Origin of the sequence: Cecembia rubra (assembly GCF_003014575.1) — a bacterium.
GTDB classification, from domain to species: Bacteria; Bacteroidota; Bacteroidia; order Cytophagales; family Cyclobacteriaceae; genus Cecembia_A; species Cecembia_A rubra.
In genome coordinates this window covers 14,244-39,301 of the sequence record NZ_PYGF01000017.1, presented here as the reverse complement: position 1 = coordinate 39,301, position 25,058 = coordinate 14,244, and the positions used below count along the sequence as shown (strand labels likewise).

The 25,058-nt window shown below is 38.9% G+C and carries 28 protein-coding genes; 11 read left to right on the top strand and 17 right to left on the bottom strand.

Features of this window, described 5'->3' with window-relative positions; genetic code table 11:
• Positions 1–62: 62 nt before the first annotated feature.
• Complete coding sequence (locus tag CLV48_RS19310; protein ID WP_106568940.1) at positions 63–1,019, bottom strand: fasciclin domain-containing protein; 957 nt, start codon at positions 1,017–1,019, stop codon at positions 63–65.
• A gap of 297 nt (positions 1,020–1,316) precedes the next feature.
• Between CLV48_RS19310 and gldB the strand changes: the two genes are divergently transcribed.
• Positions 1,317–2,321: a gliding motility lipoprotein GldB gene (gldB, locus tag CLV48_RS19305; RefSeq protein WP_106568939.1), complete on the top strand. Its 1,005-nt coding sequence runs from the start codon at positions 1,317–1,319 to the stop codon at positions 2,319–2,321.
• Here gldB and CLV48_RS19300 read toward each other — a convergent pair.
• From CLV48_RS19300 to nth, 3 genes are read right to left on the bottom strand one after another with little or no spacing between them, the layout of a single operon-like run.
• Positions 2,290–3,513 (bottom strand): glycosyltransferase family 4 protein, encoded by a 1,224-nt coding sequence (locus CLV48_RS19300; RefSeq protein ID WP_106568938.1) that lies wholly within the window; start codon positions 3,511–3,513, stop codon positions 2,290–2,292. The genes gldB and CLV48_RS19300 overlap by 32 nt on opposite strands.
• Positions 3,514–5,295 (bottom strand): asparagine synthase (glutamine-hydrolyzing), encoded by a 1,782-nt coding sequence (gene asnB / locus CLV48_RS19295; protein WP_106568937.1) that lies wholly within the window; start codon positions 5,293–5,295, stop codon positions 3,514–3,516. It lies immediately after the preceding gene.
• Positions 5,295–5,981, bottom strand: coding sequence for an endonuclease III (nth, locus tag CLV48_RS19290; RefSeq protein ID WP_106568936.1), 687 nt, complete (start codon positions 5,979–5,981; stop codon positions 5,295–5,297). Before nth ends, asnB begins: the two co-directional genes overlap by 1 nt.
• A 114-nt stretch (positions 5,982–6,095) precedes the next feature.
• Here nth and CLV48_RS19285 point away from each other — a divergent pair, with 114 nt between their 5' ends.
• Positions 6,096–6,968: an alpha/beta hydrolase gene (locus tag CLV48_RS19285; protein WP_106568935.1), complete on the top strand. Its 873-nt coding sequence runs from the start codon at positions 6,096–6,098 to the stop codon at positions 6,966–6,968.
• 38 nt (positions 6,969–7,006) lie between these two features.
• Here CLV48_RS19285 and CLV48_RS19280 read toward each other — a convergent pair whose 3' ends face one another.
• Complete coding sequence (locus CLV48_RS19280) at positions 7,007–7,249, bottom strand: anti-sigma factor (RefSeq protein WP_106568934.1); 243 nt, start codon at positions 7,247–7,249, stop codon at positions 7,007–7,009.
• Entirely contained in the window at positions 7,224–7,826 is a 603-nt protein-coding gene (locus CLV48_RS19275) for an RNA polymerase sigma factor (RefSeq protein WP_106568933.1), read from the bottom strand. The genes CLV48_RS19280 and CLV48_RS19275 overlap by 26 nt, the downstream gene beginning before the upstream one ends.
• Before the next feature lie 390 nt (positions 7,827–8,216).
• Between CLV48_RS19275 and CLV48_RS19270 the strand changes: the two genes are divergently transcribed.
• Complete coding sequence (locus CLV48_RS19270; RefSeq protein WP_106568932.1) at positions 8,217–8,579, top strand: DUF3127 domain-containing protein; 363 nt, start codon at positions 8,217–8,219, stop codon at positions 8,577–8,579.
• A gap of 139 nt (positions 8,580–8,718) precedes the next feature.
• On the opposite strand, the gene CLV48_RS19265 is transcribed toward CLV48_RS19270, so the two are convergent.
• The 5 genes from CLV48_RS19265 to CLV48_RS19245 form a co-directional block, all read right to left on the bottom strand.
• Entirely contained in the window at positions 8,719–8,913 is a 195-nt protein-coding gene (locus CLV48_RS19265) for a hypothetical protein (protein WP_106568931.1), read from the bottom strand.
• Positions 8,914–8,998: 85 nt separating this feature from the next.
• Positions 8,999–9,514: a 5-(carboxyamino)imidazole ribonucleotide mutase gene (gene purE, locus CLV48_RS19260; RefSeq protein ID WP_106568930.1), complete on the bottom strand. Its 516-nt coding sequence runs from the start codon at positions 9,512–9,514 to the stop codon at positions 8,999–9,001.
• Between the two features lie 5 nt (positions 9,515–9,519).
• Positions 9,520–10,659: a 5-(carboxyamino)imidazole ribonucleotide synthase gene (locus tag CLV48_RS19255; protein ID WP_106568969.1), complete on the bottom strand. Its 1,140-nt coding sequence runs from the start codon at positions 10,657–10,659 to the stop codon at positions 9,520–9,522.
• A 113-nt stretch (positions 10,660–10,772) separates the two neighbouring features.
• Positions 10,773–10,925: a lmo0937 family membrane protein gene (locus tag CLV48_RS19250; RefSeq protein WP_106568929.1), complete on the bottom strand. Its 153-nt coding sequence runs from the start codon at positions 10,923–10,925 to the stop codon at positions 10,773–10,775.
• Between the two features lie 69 nt (positions 10,926–10,994).
• A complete protein-coding gene (locus CLV48_RS19245) occupies positions 10,995–12,563 on the bottom strand; it encodes a MutS-related protein (protein ID WP_342748310.1) in 1,569 nt (522 codons plus the stop codon).
• A 360-nt stretch (positions 12,564–12,923) separates the two neighbouring features.
• On the opposite strand from CLV48_RS19245, the gene CLV48_RS19240 reads away from it, so the two are divergent.
• The 3 genes from CLV48_RS19240 to CLV48_RS19230 are packed head-to-tail and all read left to right on the top strand — an operon-like array spanning position 12,924 to position 14,747.
• Positions 12,924–13,370 (top strand): hypothetical protein, encoded by a 447-nt coding sequence (locus tag CLV48_RS19240; RefSeq protein WP_106568927.1) that lies wholly within the window; start codon positions 12,924–12,926, stop codon positions 13,368–13,370.
• A gap of 1 nt (position 13,371) precedes the next feature.
• Positions 13,372–14,568 carry a GTP-binding protein gene (locus CLV48_RS19235; protein WP_106568926.1) on the top strand — a complete coding sequence of 399 codons (1,197 nt, stop codon included), beginning with the start codon at positions 13,372–13,374 and terminating at the stop codon, positions 14,566–14,568.
• Positions 14,568–14,747, top strand: a complete 180-nt coding sequence (locus CLV48_RS19230) for a hypothetical protein (RefSeq protein ID WP_106568925.1) — start codon at positions 14,568–14,570, stop codon at positions 14,745–14,747. The genes CLV48_RS19235 and CLV48_RS19230 overlap by 1 nt, the downstream gene beginning before the upstream one ends.
• Before the next feature lie 41 nt (positions 14,748–14,788).
• Here the strand turns inward: CLV48_RS19230 and CLV48_RS19225 are convergent, their stop codons facing one another.
• From CLV48_RS19225 to CLV48_RS19215, 3 genes are read right to left on the bottom strand one after another with little or no spacing between them, the layout of a single operon-like run.
• A complete protein-coding gene (locus CLV48_RS19225; protein ID WP_106568924.1) occupies positions 14,789–15,634 on the bottom strand; it encodes a mechanosensitive ion channel family protein in 846 nt (281 codons plus the stop codon).
• A gap of 39 nt (positions 15,635–15,673) precedes the next feature.
• Positions 15,674–16,381 carry a methyltransferase domain-containing protein gene (locus tag CLV48_RS19220; RefSeq protein ID WP_106568923.1) on the bottom strand — a complete coding sequence of 236 codons (708 nt, stop codon included), beginning with the start codon at positions 16,379–16,381 and terminating at the stop codon, positions 15,674–15,676.
• On the bottom strand, positions 16,378–17,457 hold the full coding sequence (locus CLV48_RS19215) for a type III polyketide synthase (protein WP_106568922.1): 1,080 nt from the start codon (positions 17,455–17,457) through the stop codon (positions 16,378–16,380). Before CLV48_RS19215 ends, CLV48_RS19220 begins: the two co-directional genes overlap by 4 nt.
• Before the next feature lie 89 nt (positions 17,458–17,546).
• Here CLV48_RS19215 and CLV48_RS19210 point away from each other — a divergent pair, with 89 nt between their 5' ends.
• Positions 17,547–18,437 carry a UbiA family prenyltransferase gene (locus CLV48_RS19210; RefSeq protein ID WP_106568921.1) on the top strand — a complete coding sequence of 297 codons (891 nt, stop codon included), beginning with the start codon at positions 17,547–17,549 and terminating at the stop codon, positions 18,435–18,437.
• Here the strand turns inward: CLV48_RS19210 and CLV48_RS19205 are convergent, their stop codons facing one another.
• Positions 18,438–19,559: an NAD(P)/FAD-dependent oxidoreductase gene (locus tag CLV48_RS19205; RefSeq protein ID WP_106568920.1), complete on the bottom strand. Its 1,122-nt coding sequence runs from the start codon at positions 19,557–19,559 to the stop codon at positions 18,438–18,440. It abuts the gene before it with no gap.
• Positions 19,560–19,674: 115 nt separating this feature from the next.
• Between CLV48_RS19205 and CLV48_RS19200 the strand changes: the two genes are divergently transcribed.
• Positions 19,675–22,212: a zinc-dependent metalloprotease gene (locus CLV48_RS19200; RefSeq protein WP_106568919.1), complete on the top strand. Its 2,538-nt coding sequence runs from the start codon at positions 19,675–19,677 to the stop codon at positions 22,210–22,212.
• Positions 22,213–22,383: 171 nt separating this feature from the next.
• The gene (locus CLV48_RS19195; RefSeq protein ID WP_106568918.1) at positions 22,384–22,803 is read left to right on the top strand and encodes a Fur family transcriptional regulator; all 420 of its coding nucleotides are present in this window, start codon (positions 22,384–22,386) and stop codon (positions 22,801–22,803) included.
• On the opposite strand, the gene CLV48_RS19190 is transcribed toward CLV48_RS19195, so the two are convergent.
• Entirely contained in the window at positions 22,800–23,030 is a 231-nt protein-coding gene (locus tag CLV48_RS19190) for a hypothetical protein (RefSeq protein ID WP_106568968.1), read from the bottom strand. The genes CLV48_RS19195 and CLV48_RS19190 overlap by 4 nt on opposite strands.
• Before the next feature lie 170 nt (positions 23,031–23,200).
• Here CLV48_RS19190 and CLV48_RS19185 point away from each other — a divergent pair, with 170 nt between their 5' ends.
• A complete protein-coding gene (locus CLV48_RS19185; protein WP_106568917.1) occupies positions 23,201–23,674 on the top strand; it encodes a YcxB family protein in 474 nt (157 codons plus the stop codon).
• A gap of 44 nt (positions 23,675–23,718) precedes the next feature.
• Here the strand turns inward: CLV48_RS19185 and CLV48_RS19180 are convergent, their stop codons facing one another.
• Entirely contained in the window at positions 23,719–24,219 is a 501-nt protein-coding gene (locus CLV48_RS19180; RefSeq protein ID WP_106568916.1) for a fasciclin domain-containing protein, read from the bottom strand.
• Positions 24,220–24,437: 218 nt separating this feature from the next.
• Here CLV48_RS19180 and rlmH point away from each other — a divergent pair, with 218 nt between their 5' ends.
• Positions 24,438–24,911, top strand: a complete 474-nt coding sequence (gene rlmH / locus CLV48_RS19175) for a 23S rRNA (pseudouridine(1915)-N(3))-methyltransferase RlmH (RefSeq protein ID WP_106568915.1) — start codon at positions 24,438–24,440, stop codon at positions 24,909–24,911.
• Positions 24,912–25,058: the final 147 nt, after the last annotated feature.

Genomic DNA, 25,058 nt, shown 5'->3' with positions numbered 1-25,058 from the left:
ATCTGAAAATAAAAAGAGGCCCAACCGATTTGGTTGGACCTCTACACTAATTCCAAATTCAATTATTCCGGTAACAAGACACTGTCGATTACATGGATGACACCATTTGTTGCATGGATATTCAATAAAGATTCCAACAGATTTGACTCATTGATCTGCAATGAACCTAAATTGACAGTAAGACTTGCACCTTCAAGAAGCGTCGGTAGCTGAGCTCCATTTCTCAAATCCTGAGAAAATGCTCTCGCCGGTACTACGTGGTACAATAAAACGTTGGTTAAAGTTTCCAAAGGAATATCGTCAATTCCATTCACACCCAATGCTTCATATAGGGCTTCAAATGCAGCATCAGTCGGTGCAAATACAGTAAGGTCATCATCCAATCCCCCTGATACAGCGCCTGCTAAATCGGCCCTCACTAAGGCAGCAACCAATTGAGTAAATTGTGGACTTTCAGCTTCCGTAGCTGCAATTGCAATTTCAGCGATACTTTGTGTAGGAGGAGTAATTACATAATCCAATACGTGAATGATACCATTGGAAGCAGAAACATCAGTTTGGATAATCTGAGCATTTCCGTTGATCCAAAGATTACCATTTGGAGCTTGGCTCACAAAGAAGGGAACTCCAGCTACTGTATTTACTCTCCCAGGAGTTACTGAAGAAGAAGGGACAGAAGATGCAAGGACATGGTAAGTCAATACATCAGCAAGAGCCGGTGATTGCAATAGAGCAGAAGCTTCTAAATTATTGTCTTCCAGAAATCTTGCAAACGCATCATTGGTTGGGGCAAAAACTGTAAAGGGACCTGGACTTGATAGTGTCTCTACCAAACCTGCAGCATCAACCGCTGCTACAAGTGTGGAAAAATCATTGGTAGAAGCAGCAACATCTACAATGGTTGGTGCCTCCTGTACTGGAGCCTGATCATCATCATTACATGATGTCATTCCGAAAGCAAATACAAATCCAAGTAGTGGAAATGTGAAAATCGATCTCAAAATACCTTTCTTTTTCATAATTTTTGTTGGTTTAGTGAAAGATGGACAGATATTAAACTCTACTTGGACAGTAAGGTTTTATCAATTTTAAATCAATTAAGATTTTTGTTGTGTATGCAGTCAAATTAGGTATCAATGAAAGATTTTTGTAAAAAAAAATTATTGTATAGACATTTATTGATGGGGGTTTTTTCTGATATTAAGCATGATCAAAATAAAAAGCCTCCTAAATCTTAGAAGAGTTAGCTATGTATCTTTAGGATTTGCATTAATTTGTAAATCCTTGTCATGGTACAGTGATTAAGTAAGATTGTTATGAAATATTTCCGGAGAATTTCCATTTGGATTTTGGTTCTTTTAATGACCAAGGCTTGCCAAAAAAAGGGGCAAGAATGTGCAGTAGATGATGAAATTTTGGCAATAGAGGTAGATTTTCAATTGGTTCGTCTAGAGGATAAGTTTTTCCAGGCAAAGACAGAGGATGAATTTCTGAACTTGCTTGATAATTATCCTGAATTTGCTAAAAACTATCTTCAAGTTGACCTGTATTCCTCAAAAGAAGAATTGATTGAAGAATTGATTTTGGTCAATCAGGATAGCCTGATGATGGAACTTTTTGATGAGGTTCAAAAGTATTTTTCAGATTTGAGTGATCTTGAAGAACAGTTGAAAGTAGCTTTCAAACATATCAAATACTATTACCCGGAATTTCGGATACCTAAAGTTTATACCTTCGTGACTGGCTTTGGCTCAGATATTTACTTAGATAAAGAGGTTTTGGTAATAGGATTGGATTACTATCTACCCTTTGAACACAGGTTTCAACCACCGGATCTACCGCAGTATATAACCAAACGGTACCAAAAAGATTACCTGGTCCCTATGGTAGCCATGGCTTTCAGTTCACAGTTTAACAGAACGAATATGGGCCAGAATAATTTATTGGCCGAAATGATTTATTATGGGAAAGCTTATCATTTTACCAAAAGTATTCTTCCCTGTACTCCTGATGAATTTATAATCGGTTATACTTCAGATGAAGTAGCTGCTTGTTTTACCCATGAGGAATTGATTTGGTCCCATTTTGTGGAAAATGACCTGCTCTTTACCACCAACCCTTTTGAAATCAGGAAGTATATAGGTGAGGCGCCATTTACAGATGCCATCAGTCCTGATGCACCAGGAAGACTGGGACGATGGCTAGGTTGGAATATTGTGGATGATTATCGCTTTAACAATAATTTTTCTTTACAGGAATTAATGATGGAGTCTGATACAGAGAAAATTTTCAGGCAGTCAGGGTATAAACCCCGTCGGTAGTGGATCTTCCAAATTTAACTGGATCTAACAGGTGAAGTACCTGTCCAACTGCCTTTTCTTTGGTAAAATACTTTTCGGATAAATTCCTGGAATTTTGTTGCATTTCCTTTAACTGATTGGGGTTTTTGGAAAGAAATTCCAGTTTATTTAAGGCTTCTACTGGTTTTTTGGGATTAAAGTAAAAACCAAGATTGTAAGTTTTTACCAAATGATATACCCAGCCTTTGTGGTTGACCATGATGGCTTTTCCTGCAGCCAGGCCATCAAAAAATTTATTGGGGCTGTTGGTTTTTAATACTGGCAAATGATCAAAACTTATAAATGCAATGTCTGAAATGCTCAGGATTTCAGCTACTTTATTTTTAGACCCAAATGTAATGTGTTTGAAATTATTTAGGTTCAGACATTTCGCCTTTTTAAGTAAATCAGGCAGGCAAGAACCCTTTCCCATAACAATGAACTGAAAATCCAGTTCATTTTCCTGAGCCATTTTAGCAAGAACTAGGATTTCTTCTACAGCATTGACCCTACCAATAGCACCGGCATAACTAATGGTAAGGACATTTTGAAGTCCATATTTTTCCATTAATTCAGGTGATTTTTCTTTAGGCTGAAAGATCTCTGTGTCAGCAAAATTTGGCACAATTTGTACTTCGCACTCGGGACATTTTTTTCTGATATTGTCAGCAATTCCCGGAGAAAGTGCGATGACTTTTAAGGCATGGTGATAAATCCGCTTTTCAAGGGCGTACAAGAATTTCTTAAGGATTGGATTTTTGATGGCCCCTACTTGAATGGGTGCATCTGGCCAGAGGTCGCGCACTTCAAAAATGAAAGGAAGTGCAAATCTGCGCTTAGCCCATAAGCCAATCAGGCCAGTAGTCAAAGGAGTAGAAGTGATATAGAGGTAATCCGGCCTGGAGAGTTTTTTGATCCATTTTTTTGCAATTTTTATAAATGTAAAAAAGGCCCATAGCCGTTTGAAGAAACCAAATTCCTGATCATAGCTTACAGGTAAGTAGTGTACCTTGATGCCATGTATGACTTTAAGATCATAGTAGGGTCTATTGTGGGCAGTAATCATTTCCACTTCTATACCATGATCCACCATTCCCTTGGCCAGGTAATAAGATCTGGTAGCTCCTCCTTCGCCGGGAGTCAAAAAATATTGATGGATATAAATTACTCTCATTTAATTATTCTCTTCAAGCCATGATGCCAAAAGGAAGAGATTCCAGATTTGAAGAAACTGCCTTCCTTTTGCCTTAGACGGATTGGAAGCCAAATTACGCATTTCCTTGGGAAAAAAACTCCCCCACTCTTTTTCCATTGCTTGGATAGGCCCAAACACCCAGTTCCTAAATTCTTTCCTCAAAAACCATTCCTCTAAAGGTAAGCCGAAACCAAGCTTTTGTCTTTTGCCAATAAAACCGAGATTTCTTTGTTCAAGTGACAATTTGATCCATTTTTTGCCGATCAGTTCTCTATGTTCAGTTTCACTGAGTTGCTGACTTAATTCTACAATTTCCGTATCCAGATAGGGAGACCTGCCTTCAATTCCATGAGCCATGCAGGCATTGTCATGGATTTTTAGGATATCGTTTACCAGATAGAACTTCCTGTCCCAAGAGAGAGCATTTTTTAGTAAACCTTCTTCCTTTGGATAAATTAATTCGAGTTTTTGAATTAACTCTTTCGGCATGCTCACCAAAGCAGCCATTTGAAAATAAGTTTCCCTCGGGTCCTCTTCAATACTTTGGATCATTTTGCGCCAGTTGGCAGGGAGGAATTTGGCAATATTTGATTTTTTTAAATTGAGCCAGAATTTTGGATGCTGAATGTATGCAAGGTAGGCTTTATGTCTGTTGTAACCACCAAAAAGCTCATCTGCCCCAGCCCCGGATATCAGGACTTTTACCTCCTTTGATGCTTCTTTGGCAATCATCCAAGTTAGCATTCCTGCACTATCCCCAATAGGTTGATCCAGACTTTGGATATATTTTTTCCAATTGTCCTGAATGCTTTGAAGCGAAATATCTATGGTATGTTGAAGCGAAGGATATTTCTTGAAATATTTACCCACAAAAAGAGGGTCTGCATATTTTTTTTGCAGTTTTTCTTCAAAATGAACCGTAAATGTCGGGAGTTGAATGCCTGTTTCTTCATACCAAAGCGCGTAAAGGAGGCTGGAATCTGCCCCACCCGAAAGCATGACCCCAATGTTACTATCAGCATGAAAGTTTTTAAGTACAGCCTCTTTAAGCAATTCTTCAAAATGTGTATGGCTGATATTGCCTTTTAGGGTTTTGCTGAGGGACAGTGAATTTTCTTTCCAGTTTTTTCCTTTCAAATCCATAGTCCAGCTAGTTCCAATAGGAAACTGTTGGATTCCTCTAAAGAACGTTTGATCAGGAAGCGTATGGCGGAGATAGAAATAAAAAGGGAATTGTCCAATATTTATTGAAGACTTGGACTGCAAGACATTTTGAATAGGCTTGCACTCTGAAGAAAAAAGCCAAGTTTCATTTTCCTGCGTATAATAAAGGGGTTTTTCACCCGATGGATCCCTTGCAATGATCAGGGAGTTTTTTTTCAAATCTGCAAACGCCAGGGCAAACATGCCTTTGAGGCTTTTGATGCCTTGCTCTCCATGATGTTGTAGCCAATATAGTAAGACTTCAGAATCTGAGTGGGTGCTAAAATGGTAACCCCAATCGATAAGTTGATTTCTTAAATCCTGGTAATTATAGATGGCCCCATTCCAAATAAGTACGGCATCCTTTTTCTCTGTCCAAAGCGGTTGGTTGGATTTATCGCTCAGATCAAGGATTTTTAGTCGGTTTCCTGCAAAAAACAATCCTTCCTCAACTTGGCAAAAAGCAGAGTGGTCAGGTCCACGATGTGCAGTGGCATCCATCATGGATTGGATCCGGTTTTGGGGATCTTGGCCTAATATGACATTTATCCCGCACATTAAGGTTTGGAAGCCGGTGAGGCATTTGCTTGATCAATGATTATTTTTTTATTTTTTTCAAAGTACCTACAGAAACTTGTAATAGGGCATTCCAGGCATTTGGGGTTTCTGGCCAAGCAAATGTACCTACCGTGAAGGATCAGCCAATGATGGGCAATATGGATATGCTTTTTGGGTATGTTTTTTACCAGATCTTTTTCGACTTCCAGAGGGGTTTTGGCGTTTTGATTCACCAATCCAAGTCTTTTGGAAACACGGAAGACATGGGTATCCACAGCCATATTTGGCTGGTTCCAGACCACCGAGGTGATCACATTGGCTGTTTTTCTCCCTACTCCGGGTAGTTTGATCAATTCTTCTACAGTTGAGGGCACTTCACAATTGAATTCTTCCACCAGTTTTTTCCCTAGGCCAAGCAAGTGTTTTGTTTTGTTGTTGGGGTAGGATATGGATTTGATATAGGGAAACAGTTCGTCAAAATTAGAACTTGCAAGGTGTTGGGGGGTAGGGAAATCTCTGAAAATAGCAGGGGTGTGCATGTTGACCCTTTTGTCGGTACATTGTGCCGAAAGGACTACAGCAACAAGGAGTTGGAACGGGTTTTCATACATCAGTTCCGTCTCGGCCACAGGCATGTGGTTCGAAAAGTATTCAATAAAAGCAGCGTACCGTTCTTTTTTGAGCATGATTCTTGTTAAATTAGATTTTACAATTTTAAAGATTTAAACCTTTTTCCAATCCATTTGTCACAAGTATTTGTACTAAATACGACTGCAATTTGGAATTTAAACTTTACCTATATGAAACTTCACTTTCGCCTTGAACAATTACGGAGTATTTTTCTAGTGGCCCTTGTCATTTTCGTTACTTCTTGCCAGGATGATGATTTAAGTGATTCCAAGCTTGATCCCAGTGTCCCTTATGATTTGTTAGATGTGGCCTATGGTAATGATTCAAGGCAAAAAATGGATGTGTTTTTACCTGCCAATAGGACAAGCCAAAACACCAAGCTACTGATATGGATTCATGGTGGAGCATGGATAGATGGTGATAAAGCCGAGTTTAGAAATTTCAGGCCTTGGTTTGAGGCGGTGCAGCAAGATTATGCCTATGTATCCCTGAACTACCGCTTGTTCAATGCTGCCAATAGGTCTAATCCATTTCCAAGACAAGAAGAGGATATTCAAAATGCCTTGGCATTTATAAGATCAAAACTTAAAGAATGGAATGTTTCAGAAAAGGTAATACTTGCAGGAGGAAGTGCTGGGGGGCATTTGAGTTTGTTGCATAGTTATAAAAACAACGATGGATTGGTGAAATTAGCAGTTGGCATTTTCCCTCCCACAAACCTGCTGACTTTGGGAAACGGTAATCCATTAATTGAATTTTTGTTGAGGAACATGATTGGTGACCCTCAAGTGGACAAGGAAAAGTATGAAAATGGGTCACCAGTCAATTTTATTAGACCCAATTCTGTTCCTACTGCATTTTTTCATGGAGATCAGGACGATATTGTCCCTATAAGTCAAAGTTATTTGTTGGAAGAGAAACTAATCAAAAACGGTGTCCCCAAGACATTTAAATATTATCCTGGATTAGGGCATGGTTTTCCTGAATCAATTTACAGGGAGATTATCCAAATGACAGAAGATTTTATTCAAGTGCATTTATAAAAAAACCTGAAAGCTTATACTTTCAGGTTACCGGGAAACTAAAACGACTTTATTTTTTCTCGCTCTATAGATCTGGCTTTTCTAAGAATGCCTTTTTCTATTTTCTCAGAAGGTTCAAGAATGAGTTGGTCCAATTGATCGATGGTGCTCAGCAATTCCAGATATTCTTGCATCAAAGTCCCATCTTCGCGCAAGGCCTGCACCAATCGTTCATTCTCATTTTCACTCATTTCCTGATAGATATATCTGATCAGGTCATTTGGGGTAAAAGGTTTTGTCATAGGCAAAATTTAACTGTTTCATTTTTTTCCTCATATTAATCAGTGCATACCGCATCCTGCCTAGTGCAGTATTGATACTTACACCTGTTTGCTCTGCAATTTCCTGAAAACTCAAATCCATGTAATGCCTCATAATGAGTACCTGTTTTTGAGATTCTGGCAACTCATCTATCAATCTACGGACGAGTTCAAGGGTATCCTCCTTGACTTTATGGTCTTCAATATTGTTATCAGCAAATTTCAGCGTATTGAACAAATTCTCCCCATCTTCCATTATGATTGTTGGGTAACGCTTGGTCTTTCTGAAATAATCTATAGCAAGATTGTGCGCTATACGCATCAACCATGGTTGGAATTTCCCCTCTTCGTTGTAGCCATCAGCACTTAATGTATGAATTACCTTGACAAAAACGTCCTGTAACAAATCCTCAGCAACGCCTTGGTCTTTTACAATTAGGTAAATGGTAGTGTAAACTTTTGATTTATATCGGTCTACCAATTTTTCAAATGCAGCATCACTGCCGCTTCTGTACTGGGAAATCAGTTCAGAGTCCCTTGGACCTAACTTTTTACTCATACTTATGGACTTTAAAATAACGTAGAGGTCTATGCCATAGTATATATTTGGGGTGAAACAATTAAAATTTTTACTTTAATCAAATGTATTGATTCAGAAACATACATGCAAAAAATTATTAAATTTTTTTAAACATATTTTGACAAAGTAATGAATAAAGGAATAGAATTGCACTTAACCTTTTTTTTATAAAATAAAATTCCGCAATAAACGGTAAAATTCCCGATTTATAAAACAAAAAAATCCATGTATTCAACGAATAGAAATACTGCATTTATTGTGCCAAGTGCTAAAATAATCCAGGCTTTTTTTGGTTATTGATTTTGACAGTACTTGGTAAGGCATTTCAGGGCTAATTCCTTACCTTCGTTTTTGGAAATTAACAGTAATATGGAAATAAGTGGAAGAATTGTTCAGATTATGCCTGAAATCAATGGCAATGGAAGAAATGGTCAATGGAGAAAGCAAGAATATATTTTGGAAACAGCAGGAAATTATCCAAAAAAAGTATGCATGACTGTCTGGGGAGATAGCATTGATCAGTTTGCTTTGAAACAAGGAGATCATATAAATGCCTCCATTGATATTGAAAGTAGGGAATATAATGGAAGATGGTATACTGATGTAAAAGCATGGAAAATCGAAAAGGCTGGCGCTGCTGGAGCTGCAACAGCAAATGTCGCTTCAAAAAACAGCATTCCTGATGTTACCAGTTTTTCGGATGAAAGCGCAGATGATATCCTTCCTTTCTAAGGAATAGAATGAAAACGAAGGGTTCCTCCGAAGGAATATCCAATTTTTAAAAAATGGAATTTGATCCAAGAAGCTAGCATTCTTTATTGATCTTTTCCCCCCACAATTGGAGAAGAACAATAAAGAGTGCTTTTTTGTCCTAAAGGTAAATAGGGTTTCCCAAGACTATGGTCAACTGTGGTCCGCCAGCCATCCTTTCTCCAAATCTATAGCCTAAATAGGCTCCTCCAATCATCAATACAATAGTAATCAAAATCAAAAGCAATAAGACACCCAAGGGAATTTCCCAATCTTCGGAACCGATTTTGAATCTGATGTTTTTTTTAAGGTTCATGGTTGTTTGGATTGAGCAACAAAAAGAAAAGCGGGCAAAAATAAGGCCCGCTAACCAATCAATCTAGTAAACTTTCAATTAATGTCTATTTTTCTAACGCACTTCTCCAACCATTTGTTTCAATTTTTTTGGCGGAATCTTCAACTTTTTCTTTTAGTGTCTCCTTATAATTATCCAGATTTTGCCCAATCTTTTTATCAAATGCACCTACAATTGAAGCTGCAAGAATTCCTGCATTCTTGGCTCCATTGAGGGCTACGGTAGCAACAGGAATTCCTCCCGGCATTTGGAGAATAGAAAGGACGCTGTCCCAACCGTCAATTGAGTTGGAAGACTTGATAGGAACTCCTATGACAGGTATAGAGGTCATAGAGGCAACCATACCTGGTAGGTGGGCCGCACCTCCGGCTCCTGCAATGATAACTTTCAAACCCCTATCTCTGGCAGTTTTGGCATATTCCACCATCCTATCGGGAGTTCTATGAGCAGATACAACCGTCAATTCATAGTTAACCCCCAATTCTTCCAAAGCAAGAGCAGCTTCAGACATAATAGGTAAGTCTGACTGGCTGCCCATAATGATTCCTACATGTACACTCATGGTGTTCAGGCTTTTATTTTGATTACTTCTTTGATTTCCTTTGCTCTTGCCTTTAGGTGCTCCAAGTTTTCATCCAGAAGCGTTACATGCCCCATTTTTCTGAAAGGTTTGGTCAACTTTTTACCGTAAAGGTGAATATAAACTCCTTTTTGGCTGATGGCTTGGTCCAAACCTTCCACAAATGCTTCTCCACTATAGCCATCTTCTCCTAACAAATTGACCATGGCGGCAGGGCTTCTTAAGTCCGTATTACCTAATGGCATATCAAGTACGGCCCTTAAGTGTTGTTCAAATTGTGAGGTAAAATTGGCTTCAATGGTATGATGCCCTGAATTATGAGGTCTTGGTGCAATTTCATTGACCAGGATTTCACCTTCAGGGGTCACGAACATTTCCACAGCCAATATTCCTATCAGGTCTAATTCTATGATGACCTTTCTGGCAATTTCCTGGGCCTTCTGTTCCAGCTCTGAAGATATATCCGCTGGCGCAAAAAGAAACTCAACCAAGTTGGCTGTTGGATGAAAAGAGCATTCTACAGAGGGATAACTAATGATTTCCCCGCTCTTGTTCCTCGCTACGATCACAGAAATTTCTTTTTCGAAATCGATGAGTTTTTCCAATAGTCCCGGTGCATCAAAGGCCTTACCAAGTTCCTCCTTATTTCTAAGGACTTGTACGCCCCTACCGTCATAACCTTCTCTTCCCAATTTATTGACAGCAGGAAGGAAATCCTCTTGAAGAAGAACTTCCTCCTTGTTTTCTGTAAGAATAAATTCTGCGGTTGGTATACCTTTTTCCTGGTAAAAAGATTTCTGTAGTCTTTTGTCCTGGATAAGCTTGATCAAATGTGGTTGGGGATAAACTTCCTTGCCTTCTTTGGCTAGCTTTGCCAGTGCATCTGTATTGACATTTTCGATTTCGATGGTAATGACATCACAGTCCCTTCCAAAAGCATACACAGTATCAAAGTCAGTTAGACTTCCTTGGACAAAGCGCTGACAAATGGATCTACAGGGAGCGTTGGAATCCGGGTCTAGGATATGGATATCAATGTTGTAGTTGATGGCAGATTGTATGACCATTCGGCCAAGCTGACCACCGCCCAGAATTCCCAAAGTTTTTTGCTGGTAGTTTTTCTGCACAGGAAAAGGCATTGTTTTCCCAAAAATAGCAGAAAAATATAGCTTCAGGAAACTTTAAAAGGATTATGGCACAAGTTCCTTAAAGGAGCTTAATTGAATAAATTTCGCGGAGCTTAAACAGTCCTACCCCCAATTAACCTCAAAAGGATAGAAATAATGGCCAATACCAACAAAATATGGATCAGACCACTAAGACTGTATACAAAGAATCCGAAAATCCATCCTATGATCAATATGATTGCGATTAAATACAATAGAGAGCTCATAACTTTATTTGTTTTGGTTAAACAATTGAATTTGAGCTTAATAAATCAATGATTGTGCCAAAGGAAAGTTTATTCAAATTTAATTCCCATCAATTCCATGAGTTTATGTGCATTGAAACTGGGGCATGAACCTGCTTTCAGCTTATAATCAAAATGGATTTCATTTTCATGGATTTCAGAATGGAAACTGAAATTTGCCAAGTAAGGCAAAGTTTTTTCCAGTTCGCTCAACTCGATATCATGGGTGGAAATAATTCCTCTGGCTTGGCCATCGGCCAGTTGCTTGATCAATGCCTCACTCCCTAAAATTCTGTCTTTGGTATTGGTCCCTTTTAGTATTTCATCCATCAGGAAAAATACATGCTTACTCTCTTTCACTGCCTCCAGCACTTTACGGATTCGGGATAGCTCAGAATAGAAAGAGCTCACACTTTCTCCTAGATTATCTGCATTTCTCATGGAAGTATAAAGTTGGAAATTCCCCGCACTCAGCTTCTCAGCCATTGGTCTCAGACCCAAGTTTACCATCACTAAATTGATGCCTAAAGTTCTCATGAATGTGGTTTTTCCAGACATATTTGAACCAGTAAGCAGTATAGTCTTCTTTTTATCCTCTAGGTGGAAATCATTGCCTACGGCAACTTCTTTTTTTAATAATGGATGTTTGATTTCTTTACAATGAATCAAGTCGCTTCCATTCCAGAAGACCTCTCCGTTTAAAGACATTTGGTTGGAAAAGGCAGCCAAAGATATCAATACCTGCCACTGGTCAAATACTTTTTCCAATTCAGCAAGGTCAGCACCAAAAGCTTTCTTCCATCGGTCTAATTTCCATAATAGAAAAAAGTCTGTCCAGCATAAAAGATTTAGGATAAAATAAACAAAATTCATCCTATTCTGAATCAGAAAAGATACCTGTTCCAAAGTGCGAAGTCCTTTGGAAAATTGGCCATCTTCAAAATGACAGTGGATAGCTTGAAGGCTGGATTCCTCGAATTTTTCTTGTTCCAATAATTCAGACCAGATTCTGAAAGTTTTGATATCCCCTTCATTTGGCCAAATCCGAGATGCCCTTTGCAGGTCTTTAAATATCAATGAAAGGAAAAACATTCCCATCAATACCCAAAGCCCTAACCAGGCATTTGCTATTAAGCCTAAGAAGCTGGCAAGCAGGATGCCGATTCCACCTATTGGACCAAGGACCATTGGAAAAATATAATGCTTTTGCCAGGATTCAGGTTTTTGCAACCAAGCGTAAAACTGGCCTTTTTCTTTCTCTTTCTTGAGGAATGCTCTTCCAAGGGCTTCAAAATTACGGATTAGTCCAGGCTTGCATCTCAGTTCTTCTACAGCCTTATATTTCTCCTTAGCCATATTTTGATCTATTTGCTTTTTCATCTGCATGGCCAGTAAGTTTCTGCCTGTTTTTGAAACCGTATGGTTGATCAGCTGAAATAAAGAATGTTGCCCAAATAGATCCAGATCATTGCAAAAGGGATGGCCCTTATCCAAAAATTCTTCACCGGAATCGAAACTGCCCAATTCTCTGGAACTGCGTTTCAGTTGTTCCTTTTCCATGGCCTGAAGTTCGAATATAAATGACTCTGTATCTTTTAGCGTATTGAAATGCTTAATCAAGACAATGAAAATTATGCTTAAAACCGGTATACCAAGTAAATACCAACCATTTTCTGCCAGCCCCAGAATCAAAAAAATCAACAGTAAAATAAAAATCAACACACGAAAAATGGCTGTAAGAGCTGTTTTTTTCTTTAGGCTCTGCAATTTCTTTGATAATGGGTATATGTTTTCATCTAGTTTCATCTGCTAAATATAACTAAGGGCAATAACAGGGAAGGAATTATTTTTGCAATTATGTTGCATTTAGAGCAGAAATAACCTTAACTTTGAACTATATCATTTCTGCGGCGTTTTTCTGGTTGGATTCAATAATAAGCAACAAGTCCGACGTTGTTCTAATAACCTGATCAATTAAAAATGAGAAAAATAATATACGCCTTCCTAACAGTCATGATATTAGCGAGCTCTGCCACTATTAGAGAGGATAATATTTGGGCACTATTTGCCAAAACGAGGTTTATCGAAAAGCTAAATAGAGAGTTTGGGATGTATTTTCTGTATCCGAAATTCCCAGATGAACTAAAGGCAATGGAGGGAAAGATAGTAACTGTATCAGGGTTTTATATTCCATTGGATATGAACAATTCTGATATTGCAGTAGTGTCCAAATTCCCAAATGCGGAGTGTTTTTTTTGTGGAGGCGCTGGTCCTGAAAGTATTCTGGTAGGTTATTTGAAAAAGAAGCCTTCAAGAAAGATTAAAATGGATGAAATAGTCAAGATAAGAGGCAAACTCAAGTTGAATGAAGAGGATATAGATGAACTGAATTTTATCCTTTTGGATGCTGAAATAATTTTGAATTAATATGGGAAAAAAACTTCCAGTTACAGTTTTGAGTGGATTTTTGGGGGCTGGGAAAACCACGCTTTTGAACCATGTTTTACATAATAAGGAGGGTCTGAAAGTAGCTGTAATTGTCAACGACATGAGTGAGGTCAATATTGATGCTCAGTTGGTGCTCAATCAGAATACCCTTTCCCGCACAGAGGAAAAGCTGGTAGAAATGAGTAATGGCTGTATTTGTTGTACCCTGAGAGAAGATCTTATGTTGGAAGTGGAGCGTTTAGCAAAGGAGAACAGGTTTGATTATTTATTGATAGAAAGTACAGGGATATCAGAGCCCTTGCCAGTTGCACAGACCTTTAGTTTTGTAGATGAGGAAAAAGGCATTGATCTCTCCAAGTTCAGCCGTTTGGATACCCTAGTTACTGTTGTAGATGCTTTTAATTTTTTTAGGGATTTTGGTTCAGCGGATACTGTTTATTCAAAACAGTTGAATGAAGACCCTGAAGACCAAAGATCCATTGTCAACTTGCTTACTGATCAAATTGAGTTTGCAAACGTAATCCTAATCAATAAAGCAGATCTTGTCACCAGAGAGCAGGTAGAGGAGTTAAAAGCCATTATCCGGAAGCTTAATCCTGCTGCAAAAGTTATTGTAACCTCAAATAGCAGAGTGGATCCCAAAGAAATCTTGAATACGGGTCTTTTTGATTTTGATGAGGCTTCCAATTCAGCAGGATGGCAGGCAGAGCTTGAAAAAGACCATCATGTGCCTGAGACAGAAGAATATGGGATTTCTTCATTTGTTTTCAGAAATAAGAGACCCTTTCATCCACAGCGTTTTTGGACCTACTTAGCGGAGAACTGGCCAGCGGGAATCATTAGAAGCAAGGGGCTTTTTTATATTGCATCCCGGAAAGATCAGGCCCTGTCATGGTCCCAGGCAGGAGGATCACTCAAAGCGGAGCCCGTAGGAGTATGGTGGGCAAGTATGCCGTTTAAGGAGAGGATGCACTATGCTTCCTACATGGAAAATCAGGAGTATATTGAATCCAAATGGGATAAAAATTTCGGAGATAGACTCAATGAATTGGTAATCATAGGACAAGATTTGGACAAAGATCAAATTACTTCTGAATTAGAGAACTGTCTGTTGGATGATTATGAATTGGCAGATTTTTTGAATGGAGAAAAATTCACTGATAATTGGCCCATCTGATGAGCAGGAAAAAATCAAAAATCGTGAAGGAAAAATTAGCAGAAGAATGGGATTTCAGCGAAGGATTTGGAGGAATTCCCCAAGAGCTGGAGCTTACCAAGAACATTGGTTGTGCTTCAGACGGAAAAAAGAAACAAAAACCAATTGTTCCCAATAACCACAAGAGTGATAATAATTAAGGCCGGTTAAATTACCGGCCTTAACTTTTTATCATACTCCATTATTTTTTTCCTTCCGGATAAAAATGGTGCACATCTCTTTGAGGGAAAGGAATTGTAATATCATTTGCTTCAAACGCTTCATTGATCGCCTCCATATTGTCCCAATAAACTGGCCATAGGTCGGCAGCATCTACCCAACAACGAATGGTCAAGTCCAAAGAACTGTCCCCAAAATTTGTGAAATAAACCACTGGAGCCGGATCTTCATGGATTCTTTCATCTTTTTTTAAAGTATCCAAAATTACCTGTCTGGTTTTTTTCAGGTTTGTTCCATAGGCCACTCCCACCTTCATTTCTACTCTTCGGGTTGGTTTTTGGGAAAGGTTGATGATCATATTGTTGGCCAATGCTCCATTGGGTACAGTTACTACCCTGTTATCAAAAATCCTGATTTTAGTATAAAGGATATCAATACTCTCAACTGAACCTAATTGTCCTTGGGTTTCGATCGTATCTCCCACTCTGAACGGTTTGAAGACCAAAATCAAAACTCCTCCGGCAAAATTGGATAAAGATCCTTGCAGCGCCAGGCCTACAGCAAGACCTGCGGCACCCAGAATCGCTACAAAAGAAGCCATCTGCATGCCCAAAGTTGTGGCCACACTGATCAAAAGCACTACCCAAAGTACTGCAGAAAGGAAGCTTTTAAAGAATGTTGAAAGAGATGGGTCGATCTCGTATTTTTCCAAGGCATTAGAAAGAAGCCTTGTCAAAAATTTGATGACCTGTCTACCAATAACCAATAAAATTATGGCTTTCAGCAAAACAGGCCCAAATTCAAATGCCATTTCTATGGCTTTTTCTTTGATGACGTTGATTTCCTGTAAGTTTAAGTTGGGTTCCATAAATGATTAAAATTTGATTTTCTGATTCAAAAAAGGCATTTATCGACAGAATATAATCAATCTCCACCTAAATGCCCAATGCCATGACAACTGATAATTACTGATTCCTGAAGCCTGCAAAATCCTTTCCAAATCTGTTCGGGTAAAAGCTCTTTTTACAGATAATGGCCCATCATTTTTGACCATTTCCGACTTGGAGAAAACTTTTGTCAGCAGGCGGATACTTGCAAAGGCAATCGGGTGTCTATGAAGATCATTGATAACAATACCCAATTTGGCCTTGATAATACAAGCCTTAAATAGTTTGATTAGTTCCTGATCTGTGAAATGGTGGGTAAATAAAGTACAAGTAATAATGTCAAAACTGTCTTTTTCAAACGCCCTGTCAAAGACATTTTGGAATCGGAAAGTGGCGGATGGAATATCAGATAAATTATTTTTGGCAAATTCAATGATGTTTGGATTGGCATCAATTCCCACAAATTGGCAATTATGAGCATTAATCTTTGCCCAATCTGCCATAATCCTTATCATGTCACCGCTCCCGCATCCTAAATCAGCTATTTGGTAGGCCTCTTGGGGAAATCGATGCATAATCTTGCTAAGGGCGGAAGTGGTTACATAGTTTCCACCCAAAAATTTGTTAATAGTCTTCAGTTCTTTTAGAGTTTGCTCCAAGACTTGACCCTTAGACTCAAAATCGTCCATCCATTCCTTTTCGAAACTTCTTTGGGCAAATTTTTTCATCTTTTTTCCAGCAACATGGTTTCTAAAGTCAGTCCTGGACCAAAACCCATAGCCAATAATGGTCCTGAAGTTGCTTCTTCTTCCAACCACTTTTTTAGTACAAAAAGGATTGATGCGGAAGACATGTTTCCCGAATTTCTCAGCACTTCATGGGAATGGCGGTTAGCAGACATCCCAATTCCAAAAGCTTCTTCAACTTTTTGGAGAATCTGCTTGCCTCCTGGATGGATGGCAAAATTCTTTATTTGTGAAATATTAAATAGCTTTTCTAAATGTGAATGTATCTGATCAAGGCCTTTGTGAAGTAGTTCAGGTACATATTTACTCAGTTTCATTTCAAATCCGAAATCCCCAATAGACCAGGCCATGTCATCTTCCCCGCTTTTGAACAATTGGGTATCGTATTTTTTAATATCAAGTCCATGTTTTGATCGTGTGACTAAAGCTGCGGCAGCTCCATCACCAAATATGGCATTGGCAAGTAAATTGTCCTCTGTATATTCTTTCTGAAAATGAATGGTACATAGTTCCACTGAAACGACAATCACTTTGGCTTTCGCATTGGATTGACAGATTTTATCAGCTAGCTTAAGGCCATTGAAAGCAGCATAACAGCCCATAAAATGAAGGGTATAGCGCTCAATATCTGTTCTTAAGCCCAGCTCGTGGATGATTTTAAGTTCAAGTCCGGGGGCAAACATCCCAGTACAGGAAACCAAGATCAAGTGGCTCACCTCATTTGGATAAAGCATGGCATTTTGAAGGCATTGGGTGATAGCTTTTTGGGCAAGATTAAAACCCGTTTGCTGAAAGACCTCCATTCTTTTTTTTGTTCCCGGAAATGGATCTAGGTATTTGTTTTTGGGAAAGAATTCAAAGTGTTCAGGATTGTCATACCTGAAATCTTCCAGCACACTGAACCTTTGTTCGATACCAGACTGCCTATAGATATAATTCAGGACTCTAGATCCCGCTTCATCCAGTCCGTGGGCAATTTTCATAAAATTGCTGATCTGCATTTGAGGTATGCCTTCTCCCGGATTGGCGGTGCCTATGCTAACTAAATGGCTGTTCATTGATTGAAGTTAAACTAATTTTTCTAAATTGAGTACCTGAGATTAAACATATCCTCAAGCCAAAAGTTAAAAAAATTAAATTGATTAGTATGTTGAAGTGGTCAAACTGGAAGCATTTGCGTATTCCCTTTTCCTTTTACCTTATGCCGGTTTTCTTTTTTGCTTTGGCCATGACGCCAAATCATAATGGTGAAAGGATTCTGATCGTATTAATAACTTTACACTTATTCTTATATCCTTCCAGCAATGGATACAATAGCTACTTTGACAAAGATGAAAAAAGTATCGGAGGACTTAGAAACCCACCCAAGGTGACTTTGGGGCTTTATTATCTATCCTTATTGTTTTTTTTAGTTTCACTGGGTTTAGCTTATCTTATCAACTGGCAATTTGCTTCTATGGTGTTAGTTTATGGGTTGGTGTCCATGGCTTATAGCCATCCCTCAATCCGGTTGAAAAAACATCCCTTTTTGAGCTGGTTTATCGCTGGCTTTTTTCAAGGTTTTTTCACTTTTTGTATGGCCTATGCAGGATTGAGTGATTTTGGTTGGGAAATTTTCTCCAGGCAGCATGTGATTATCCCGGGAATCTTGACTTCCCTGATGCTTTGGGGATCCTATCCCCTGACTCAAGTGTACCAACATGAGGAAGATGCCAAAAGGGGAGATCAAACTTTGAGTTTGAAATTGGGGGTTAGGGGTACTTTTTCCTTTGCAGCACTTTGGTTTTTGGTGTCAGGAATTGCCTTCGCCTGGTTTTTTATACAGAGGTCTCAAGTAAATGCACTTTATGGGTTTCTATTGGCCATGGTGCCAGTTGTTCTATATTTTGTTATTTGGTTTTCCTTTGTCCGTAAGGATGAAAAGCGATATGCCAATTACACATGGGCCATGTGGATGAACAGGGTTTCTGGAATAGCCCTGAATGCATTTTTCATTTGGTACTTTCTGGAAAACACACAAATCTTGCAGGTCTTTTGATTATTTGATGACTTGTCCATGGGTGTTTTTCATGATTGTCCGGGAAATAAATTTCGAATTACGAACCAGGTTGACCGCCAAGTCAGAAACTCTATTGCGTCCAAAAAGCCATTGGACCTTTCTACCAAACCATAACCTAGTTTTGAAATGTCTAGTCCATTCTGACCGGTACGTATTTTCAGTTTCTTGACGCTTCAGGTTTTTGGTCAAAATGTCCGCGGCTAGTTTTCCTGAATGAATGGCAATTGCCATACCATTACCGCACAATGGAGTGATAAGACCTGCAGCATCTCCTAACATGAGTATATGGTCCTCTACGGGTAATTTGGGTGAAAAATCAACTTCGTTGATTACTTCTGGTTTTTCCAAAAGGAACTCAGCATTTTCGAAAATGGCTTTCAGTTGTGGGTTTTTATAGAGGATTTCTTTTTCCATTTCGGGGATATTGCCATATTTCCGAAGGTGTTCCTTGGATCCAAGGTAACAAAGATTGAATTTTCCTTCCTCAATGATATTGATACCGCAATACCCTCCTTCAAAATTATGCAGGGCGACCAGATCCTTTTCATAGTTCAAATGGATATGGTATTTGACACCAATGTAGGGGGATCTTGATTTAATAAAAGCTCTGTTGAGATATTTATCAATTTTGGACCTTTTCCCAAATGCCCCTAATACATAATTGCTGTAATATGTCGTTCCATCAATCAGCACTACCCTGAACCTGTCCTCGTCTGCTAAGTAATCGATTGTTTCTGCCTGAGCTTGAAGAAGAAATTCCGCTCCTGATGTTTTTGCTTTTTCAAAAAGAAAATGATCCAGAACATAACGGCTTATCCCAAATCCACCGAGGTCTAGTTTCATCTCAGCCATGTTACCATTTACCGAAGTCAACCTGAATTTACTGATTTCAGAAGGAGCAAATTCAAAAGGAAAAAGGTCTTCTCTGATTAAAAAATCCCGGACTTCATTGGAAATATATTCTCCACATACCCGGTGAAAGGGATAGTTTTTTTTCTCTATTAATAGGACCTCTTTGCCTGATTTGGAAAGCTGATGGGCTGCTACCAATCCAGCCAGACCGCCACCGATGATAATAATTTCCCTAAATTTCTCTGCCATAACAGCCTTTTATTTGTAGGATATACCGCTTATCAAATTTCCACTGATTAAATTAAGAATAAGCTCATTCAACTGGTTATTTTCAAAAGTTAATTTTCAAGTCAACTAATAAAACATGAAGAAGTTTACCCAAATGAGATTAAAAACGGGAGTACTTTTTTTACTGTTGATGGGCATTTCAATTTTGTCTGAGGATGCCTTTGCACAGAAAAAAAAGAAAAAAGATACTCCTAGCCAGAATGCTGCACCAGCCACGGTTACACCGCCAGCTTCTAGGCCAGCACCTGCAAGGAATGGGATAAAACCCTATGAAGAAGTTATTACTGCTAAGGCCAAATCCAAAGAGGGGCTATTTAAAGTCCATGAGATAGAAGGGAAATATTACTATGAAATCCCTGATTCATTGATGGGCAGGGAAATGTTGATTGTAACTACAATCGCAAAAACTGCTGATGGAATCGGATACGGGGGAGAAAGAACCAACACCCTATTGGTAAGGTGGGACAAAAATGGAGACAATATCCTTCTGAAAGTTGTCTCTTACAGCAATACAGCCGCGGATTCTCTTCCAATTTTCACTGCCGTAAGAAGCTCAAACTTGGAGCCAATCCTTCAGAAATTTGATATTAAATCCAAATCCAAAGATGGCAATGGAGCGGTTATCGAAGTCACAGATCTATTTAACAAAGATGTTCAGGCATTGGGTTTGCCAAGAAACCGCAGGACAGAATTTAAGGTCACAAGGTTGGATAATGAGCGCTCTTACATTGAAAGAATCAGCCCATATCCAATTAATATTGAGGCAAGGTATGTGATGACTTATGCTGCCACTGAACCACCTTCAAACGGTAGCACAGGTTTGATTACAGTAGAGATGAACTCATCAATGGTCTTGCTTCCGAAAGAACCGATGATGCAACGTCTGGCAGATAGAAGGGTAGGGTGGTTTACCCGTTCAGTAATAGATTATGGTTTGGACGAGCAAAAGGCAACTCAAAGGACTTACCTCAACCGGTGGAGACTTGAGGTCAAAGAGGAGGATTATGAAAAGTTCAGGAAAGGAGAATTGGTTGAGCCTAAAAAACCTATTGTATTCTATATCGACCCCGCTACTCCTGAAAAATGGAGGCCTTATCTGAAGCAAGGAGTAGAAGATTGGAATGCAGCATTTGAGGAAGCAGGATTCAAAAATGCGATTTTGGCAAAAGATCCTCCAAGCAAGGAAGAAGATCCTGATTGGAGTCCTGAAGACGCTAGGTATTCGGTTATTAGGTATTTTGCTTCAGATATCCAAAATGCTTATGGTCCGCATGTATCAGATCCAAGATCAGGAGAAATTATCGAGTCAGATATTGGCTGGTATCATAATGTAATGAATTTATTGCGCAACTGGTTCTTCATCCAAACTGCAGCGGTAAATCCTGAAGCAAGAGGGGTGAAATTCAGAGAAGAAGTGATGGGAAGATTGATACGATTTGTATCAGCCCATGAGGTTGGTCATACTTTGGGCTTGCCACATAATTTTGCTTCATCCCATGCCTATCCAGTTGATTCTTTACGTTCAGCGACTTTTACCAGAGAGTTTGGCACAGCACCATCAATCATGGATTATGCCAGGTTCAATTATATTGCGCAGCCTGGCGACAAGGATGTCTCCCTGATGCCAAATGTTGGTCCTTATGACAAATACTCTGTCATGTGGGGTTATAGGCCAATTTTGGAAGCTAAAACTCCAGAGGAGGAGCAGCCAATACTTGATGAGTGGATCTTGGCCAAACAGGATGATCCTATTTACAGATTTGGAAGGCAGGGCAATCCATTTGATCCAAGTTCACAGAGTGAAGATTTGGGTGATGATGCAATGAAAGCTTCTGATTATGGTATCAAAAACCTAAAAGTCATTCTACCAAATCTGATGGCCTGGACTGCAGAAGAGGATAAACCATACAAGGATTACAGTGACCTGAATGAGATGTACGGACAGGTAATCGGACAATACAACCGCTACATGGGCCATGTAAGAACCAATGTGGGTGGTGTATATGAAATGTATAAGTCTGCCGGTCAAGGTGACCCTGTCTATATTCATGTGGACAAAGCGACCCAGAAAAGGGCTGTGCAGTTCCTGAATAAAGAGCTATTTGCTACTCCTTCCTGGTTGATGGATGAAACCATTCTTTCCAGAATTGGGGATTTTGGCCATTTGGAAAGAATACGTAGTGTCCAGGTAACTACCTTAAATGGCATATTGGAATGGGGAAGGTTAGGAAGAATGATTGAAAATGAAGTTCTTAATGGTAGGAGTGCCTACAGTATGGCAGAATTGTTTGATGACCTGCGCGGAGGAATATGGTCAGAATTGTCCAGCGGTAAAAGAATTGATGTGCATAGGAGAAGTTTACAACGTGCCCATATCGAAAGGTTGGAATTGCTGCTGACTGGTAATGAGCCCATGGTACCTGCCCAGTTCAGGTCAAGGGTAGGCCCTCAGATCAATGCTTCCCAGTCTGATATTCGACCTATGGCCAGGGCAGAGTTGAGGACCCTGCAAAGGCAGGTTACTGCAGCACTTCCCAATGCAGCAGATAGGATGTCTAGAGCCCATTTAGAAGATGTTTTGGAAAGAATCAAAACCATTCTTGATCCCAAATAATTAATTGAGATTGAGGCCCCTTTATTTACGTAAATTCCTTTTTTTCATGAAATGGGGATTTACCAAAATCAAGGGGCCTTTCTATTTAACTCCTATTACACCCAATTTTTATAATCCCTTTTCATTCAGGAAAATATATTTATTTTTACGCTGAAGAGTAATATTGAATTTATGGCCAAAAGCCCGACAAAAATCCTACAGGAGCACAAATTGCGGATCACAAGCTGTAGAAAAGAAGTTTTGAAGACCTTCTTGTACAAGAAATCAGCCCTCTCTCATTCCGATCTTGAGGACATTTTAAAAGAATCTTTTGATAGGGTTACCATCTATAGAACTTTAAAGACCTTTCTTGAAACGGATCTTATCCATAAGGTGTTGGATGACAGTGGTGCTACTAAATATGCCCTTTGTGCACATGGCCATGACGGACATCATTCCCACGATCATGAACATGTTCATTTTAAATGTGAAAAATGCGGCAGGACGATATGTATAGATGAAATCAGTCTGCCAAAAGTTAAACTTCCAGATGGATTTTTGGGGAAAGAGGTGAATTTACTGGTGACAGGGATCTGTAATAAATGCAGTTAAAGTTCTAAAGGCTCAACTGTTTTTTTGTTTTTTGGAACATCAGAGGGCCAAATGACACCAGGTGGAAGATCTATTTTTGGTGGGGATAAATCTTCGATTCCACCATCCCCGTCATCATTATTGCTGTCTTTACGGGAAATTTTTGATTTCGTCAAGGTAGCCACAAAGTATATCAGCACCACATAGGCGAAACCGCACAATACCAAATCAATAACCAGGCTACTCATAAGATTGATTTTTCTCCTTAAGTTAAGACATTTGAGCTTAGAAGTCAATGAATTAACTCTCAAACATACCATTTTGATTGAAATATTGTCAGAAATTTTTTTTAGCATGCTGCTCTTATTTGTGAAATAGTGGATATAATAGGATATTTGCGCTCTGAAAATTTTATGTGATGATAGTAAAGACTAAAAAATATCAATTAGAGACTGGAACATACATTAAGTTAGGACTATTCAATATTCTGAAAGAACAATGGTGGGTAGCTCTTATCGCTATTGCCATTGGTTGTGGATATTTTTGGATTGCATCTTGGTGGTGGATCAGTATGGCACTATTGGCTTATGTTTTGTACTGGGTGTTTTGGCTGATCCAATTTGCCGGAGTTACCCAAATGGAACAGAATAAAGTGATATTTGAAAAAATGTCCTATGAAATAGACAGCAGGCAGATCCTGATGAAATTGAATACCAAGCAGGGAATGCCCATAAAATGGGACATGATCAAGAGAGCAGAAATGACAAAAGATGCGTTTATCCTGACCATGTCAAAGGCACAGTTCATTCATCTACCTTATAAAATTTTCAACTCAGATAATGAGAAGAAATTTTTGGAAACAATTCTGAAGAGGAAAGAGCTGATCAAATAAAAAAAGCCTGCCAATTTCGGCAGGCTTTTCTGTTTATGGGCTTTTCACATTGGCGGTAGGATAACCGTATCAATGACATGTACTACTCCATTGGAAGCTTCAATGTCAACTGCAGCTACTGTAGCATTATTTACCATAGCTTTTCCATTTTTGAGAGAAATGGTCAGCTCTCCACCTTGTGCAGTTTTGGCTTTCATACCGTCCTTGAGGTCTTTGGAATAGACTTTTCCAGGAACTACATGGTAAGTCAAAACTGCCACTAATTGTGCTTTGTTTTCAGGCTTGAGCAGGTTTTCAACTGTGCCTGCAGGTAGCTTGGCAAAGGCCTCATTTGTGGGTGCAAATACAGTAAAAGGGCCGTCGCCTTTCAGAACATCCACCAAGTCTCCTGCCTTTACTGCGGCTACTAGGGTGGATAAAATATCAGTTTGTACTGCTAAATCCACAATGTCATTTTCCAGAATTGAAGCATGTTTTGGATTAACTTGAAATGCAGAGGTCACAAAAAATGCAACCAAGACTGCAAAAATAAGTAGTTTTCTCATGGTTATAATAGTTAAGGTTATGTTCACAATCTTAAAGACTAATTTGTAAGGCATTGTTTTTCAAATTTTTAACTTATTCTGCAGAATTGTCATTGGTGTCTTTTAACTTAAGATTGATACACAGATAGGTCCAGTTTGATTTTGAAAAATTGATGAACGGTAGGTTTGCTTAATAGATTTGTTAACAGGAATTCATAATAACAGCGTATTTTTGAATCATGCAGATCAAATTGTTGGCCGTAGGAAAAACTGATCAGGCTTCCATTCAGCAGCTAGTTGAGGAATATGTGAAGCGACTGGGCTTTTATGTCAAATTTGACTTGGAAATCTTGCCGGATATCAAGAATTCCAAAAGCCTGAGCGAATCTGTTCAAAAGGAAAAGGAGGGGGAGATGATTTTGAAAAAGGTGCAAATTTCTGATGAACTTATTCTTTTGGATGAAATTGGGAAGCAGTTCAGTTCGGTGGAATTTTCGCAATTATTACAAAAGAAAATGAACTCAGGACTACGGCAATTGATCTTTGTGATTGGGGGCCCATATGGCTTTTCCAATGCAGTCTACCAGCGTGCCAATGGCATGCTTTCACTTTCAAAAATGACTTTTTCCCATCAGATGGTTCGTATATTTTTTATTGAGCAGCTCTATAGGGCTTATACCATATTAAGAAATGAACCGTATCATCATCAATAAACCAGTGTTGAGGAGAACAGCAGTGAATACTATTTAATGCCAATGTTCCTCAAAAAATGAGGGCATAGGTTTGACTTTTTTGTGAATTGAATTTTTGAATCTGTGTTGTTAAGCTAATGTTAACAAAAATTGTGTTTCATTTTTGCA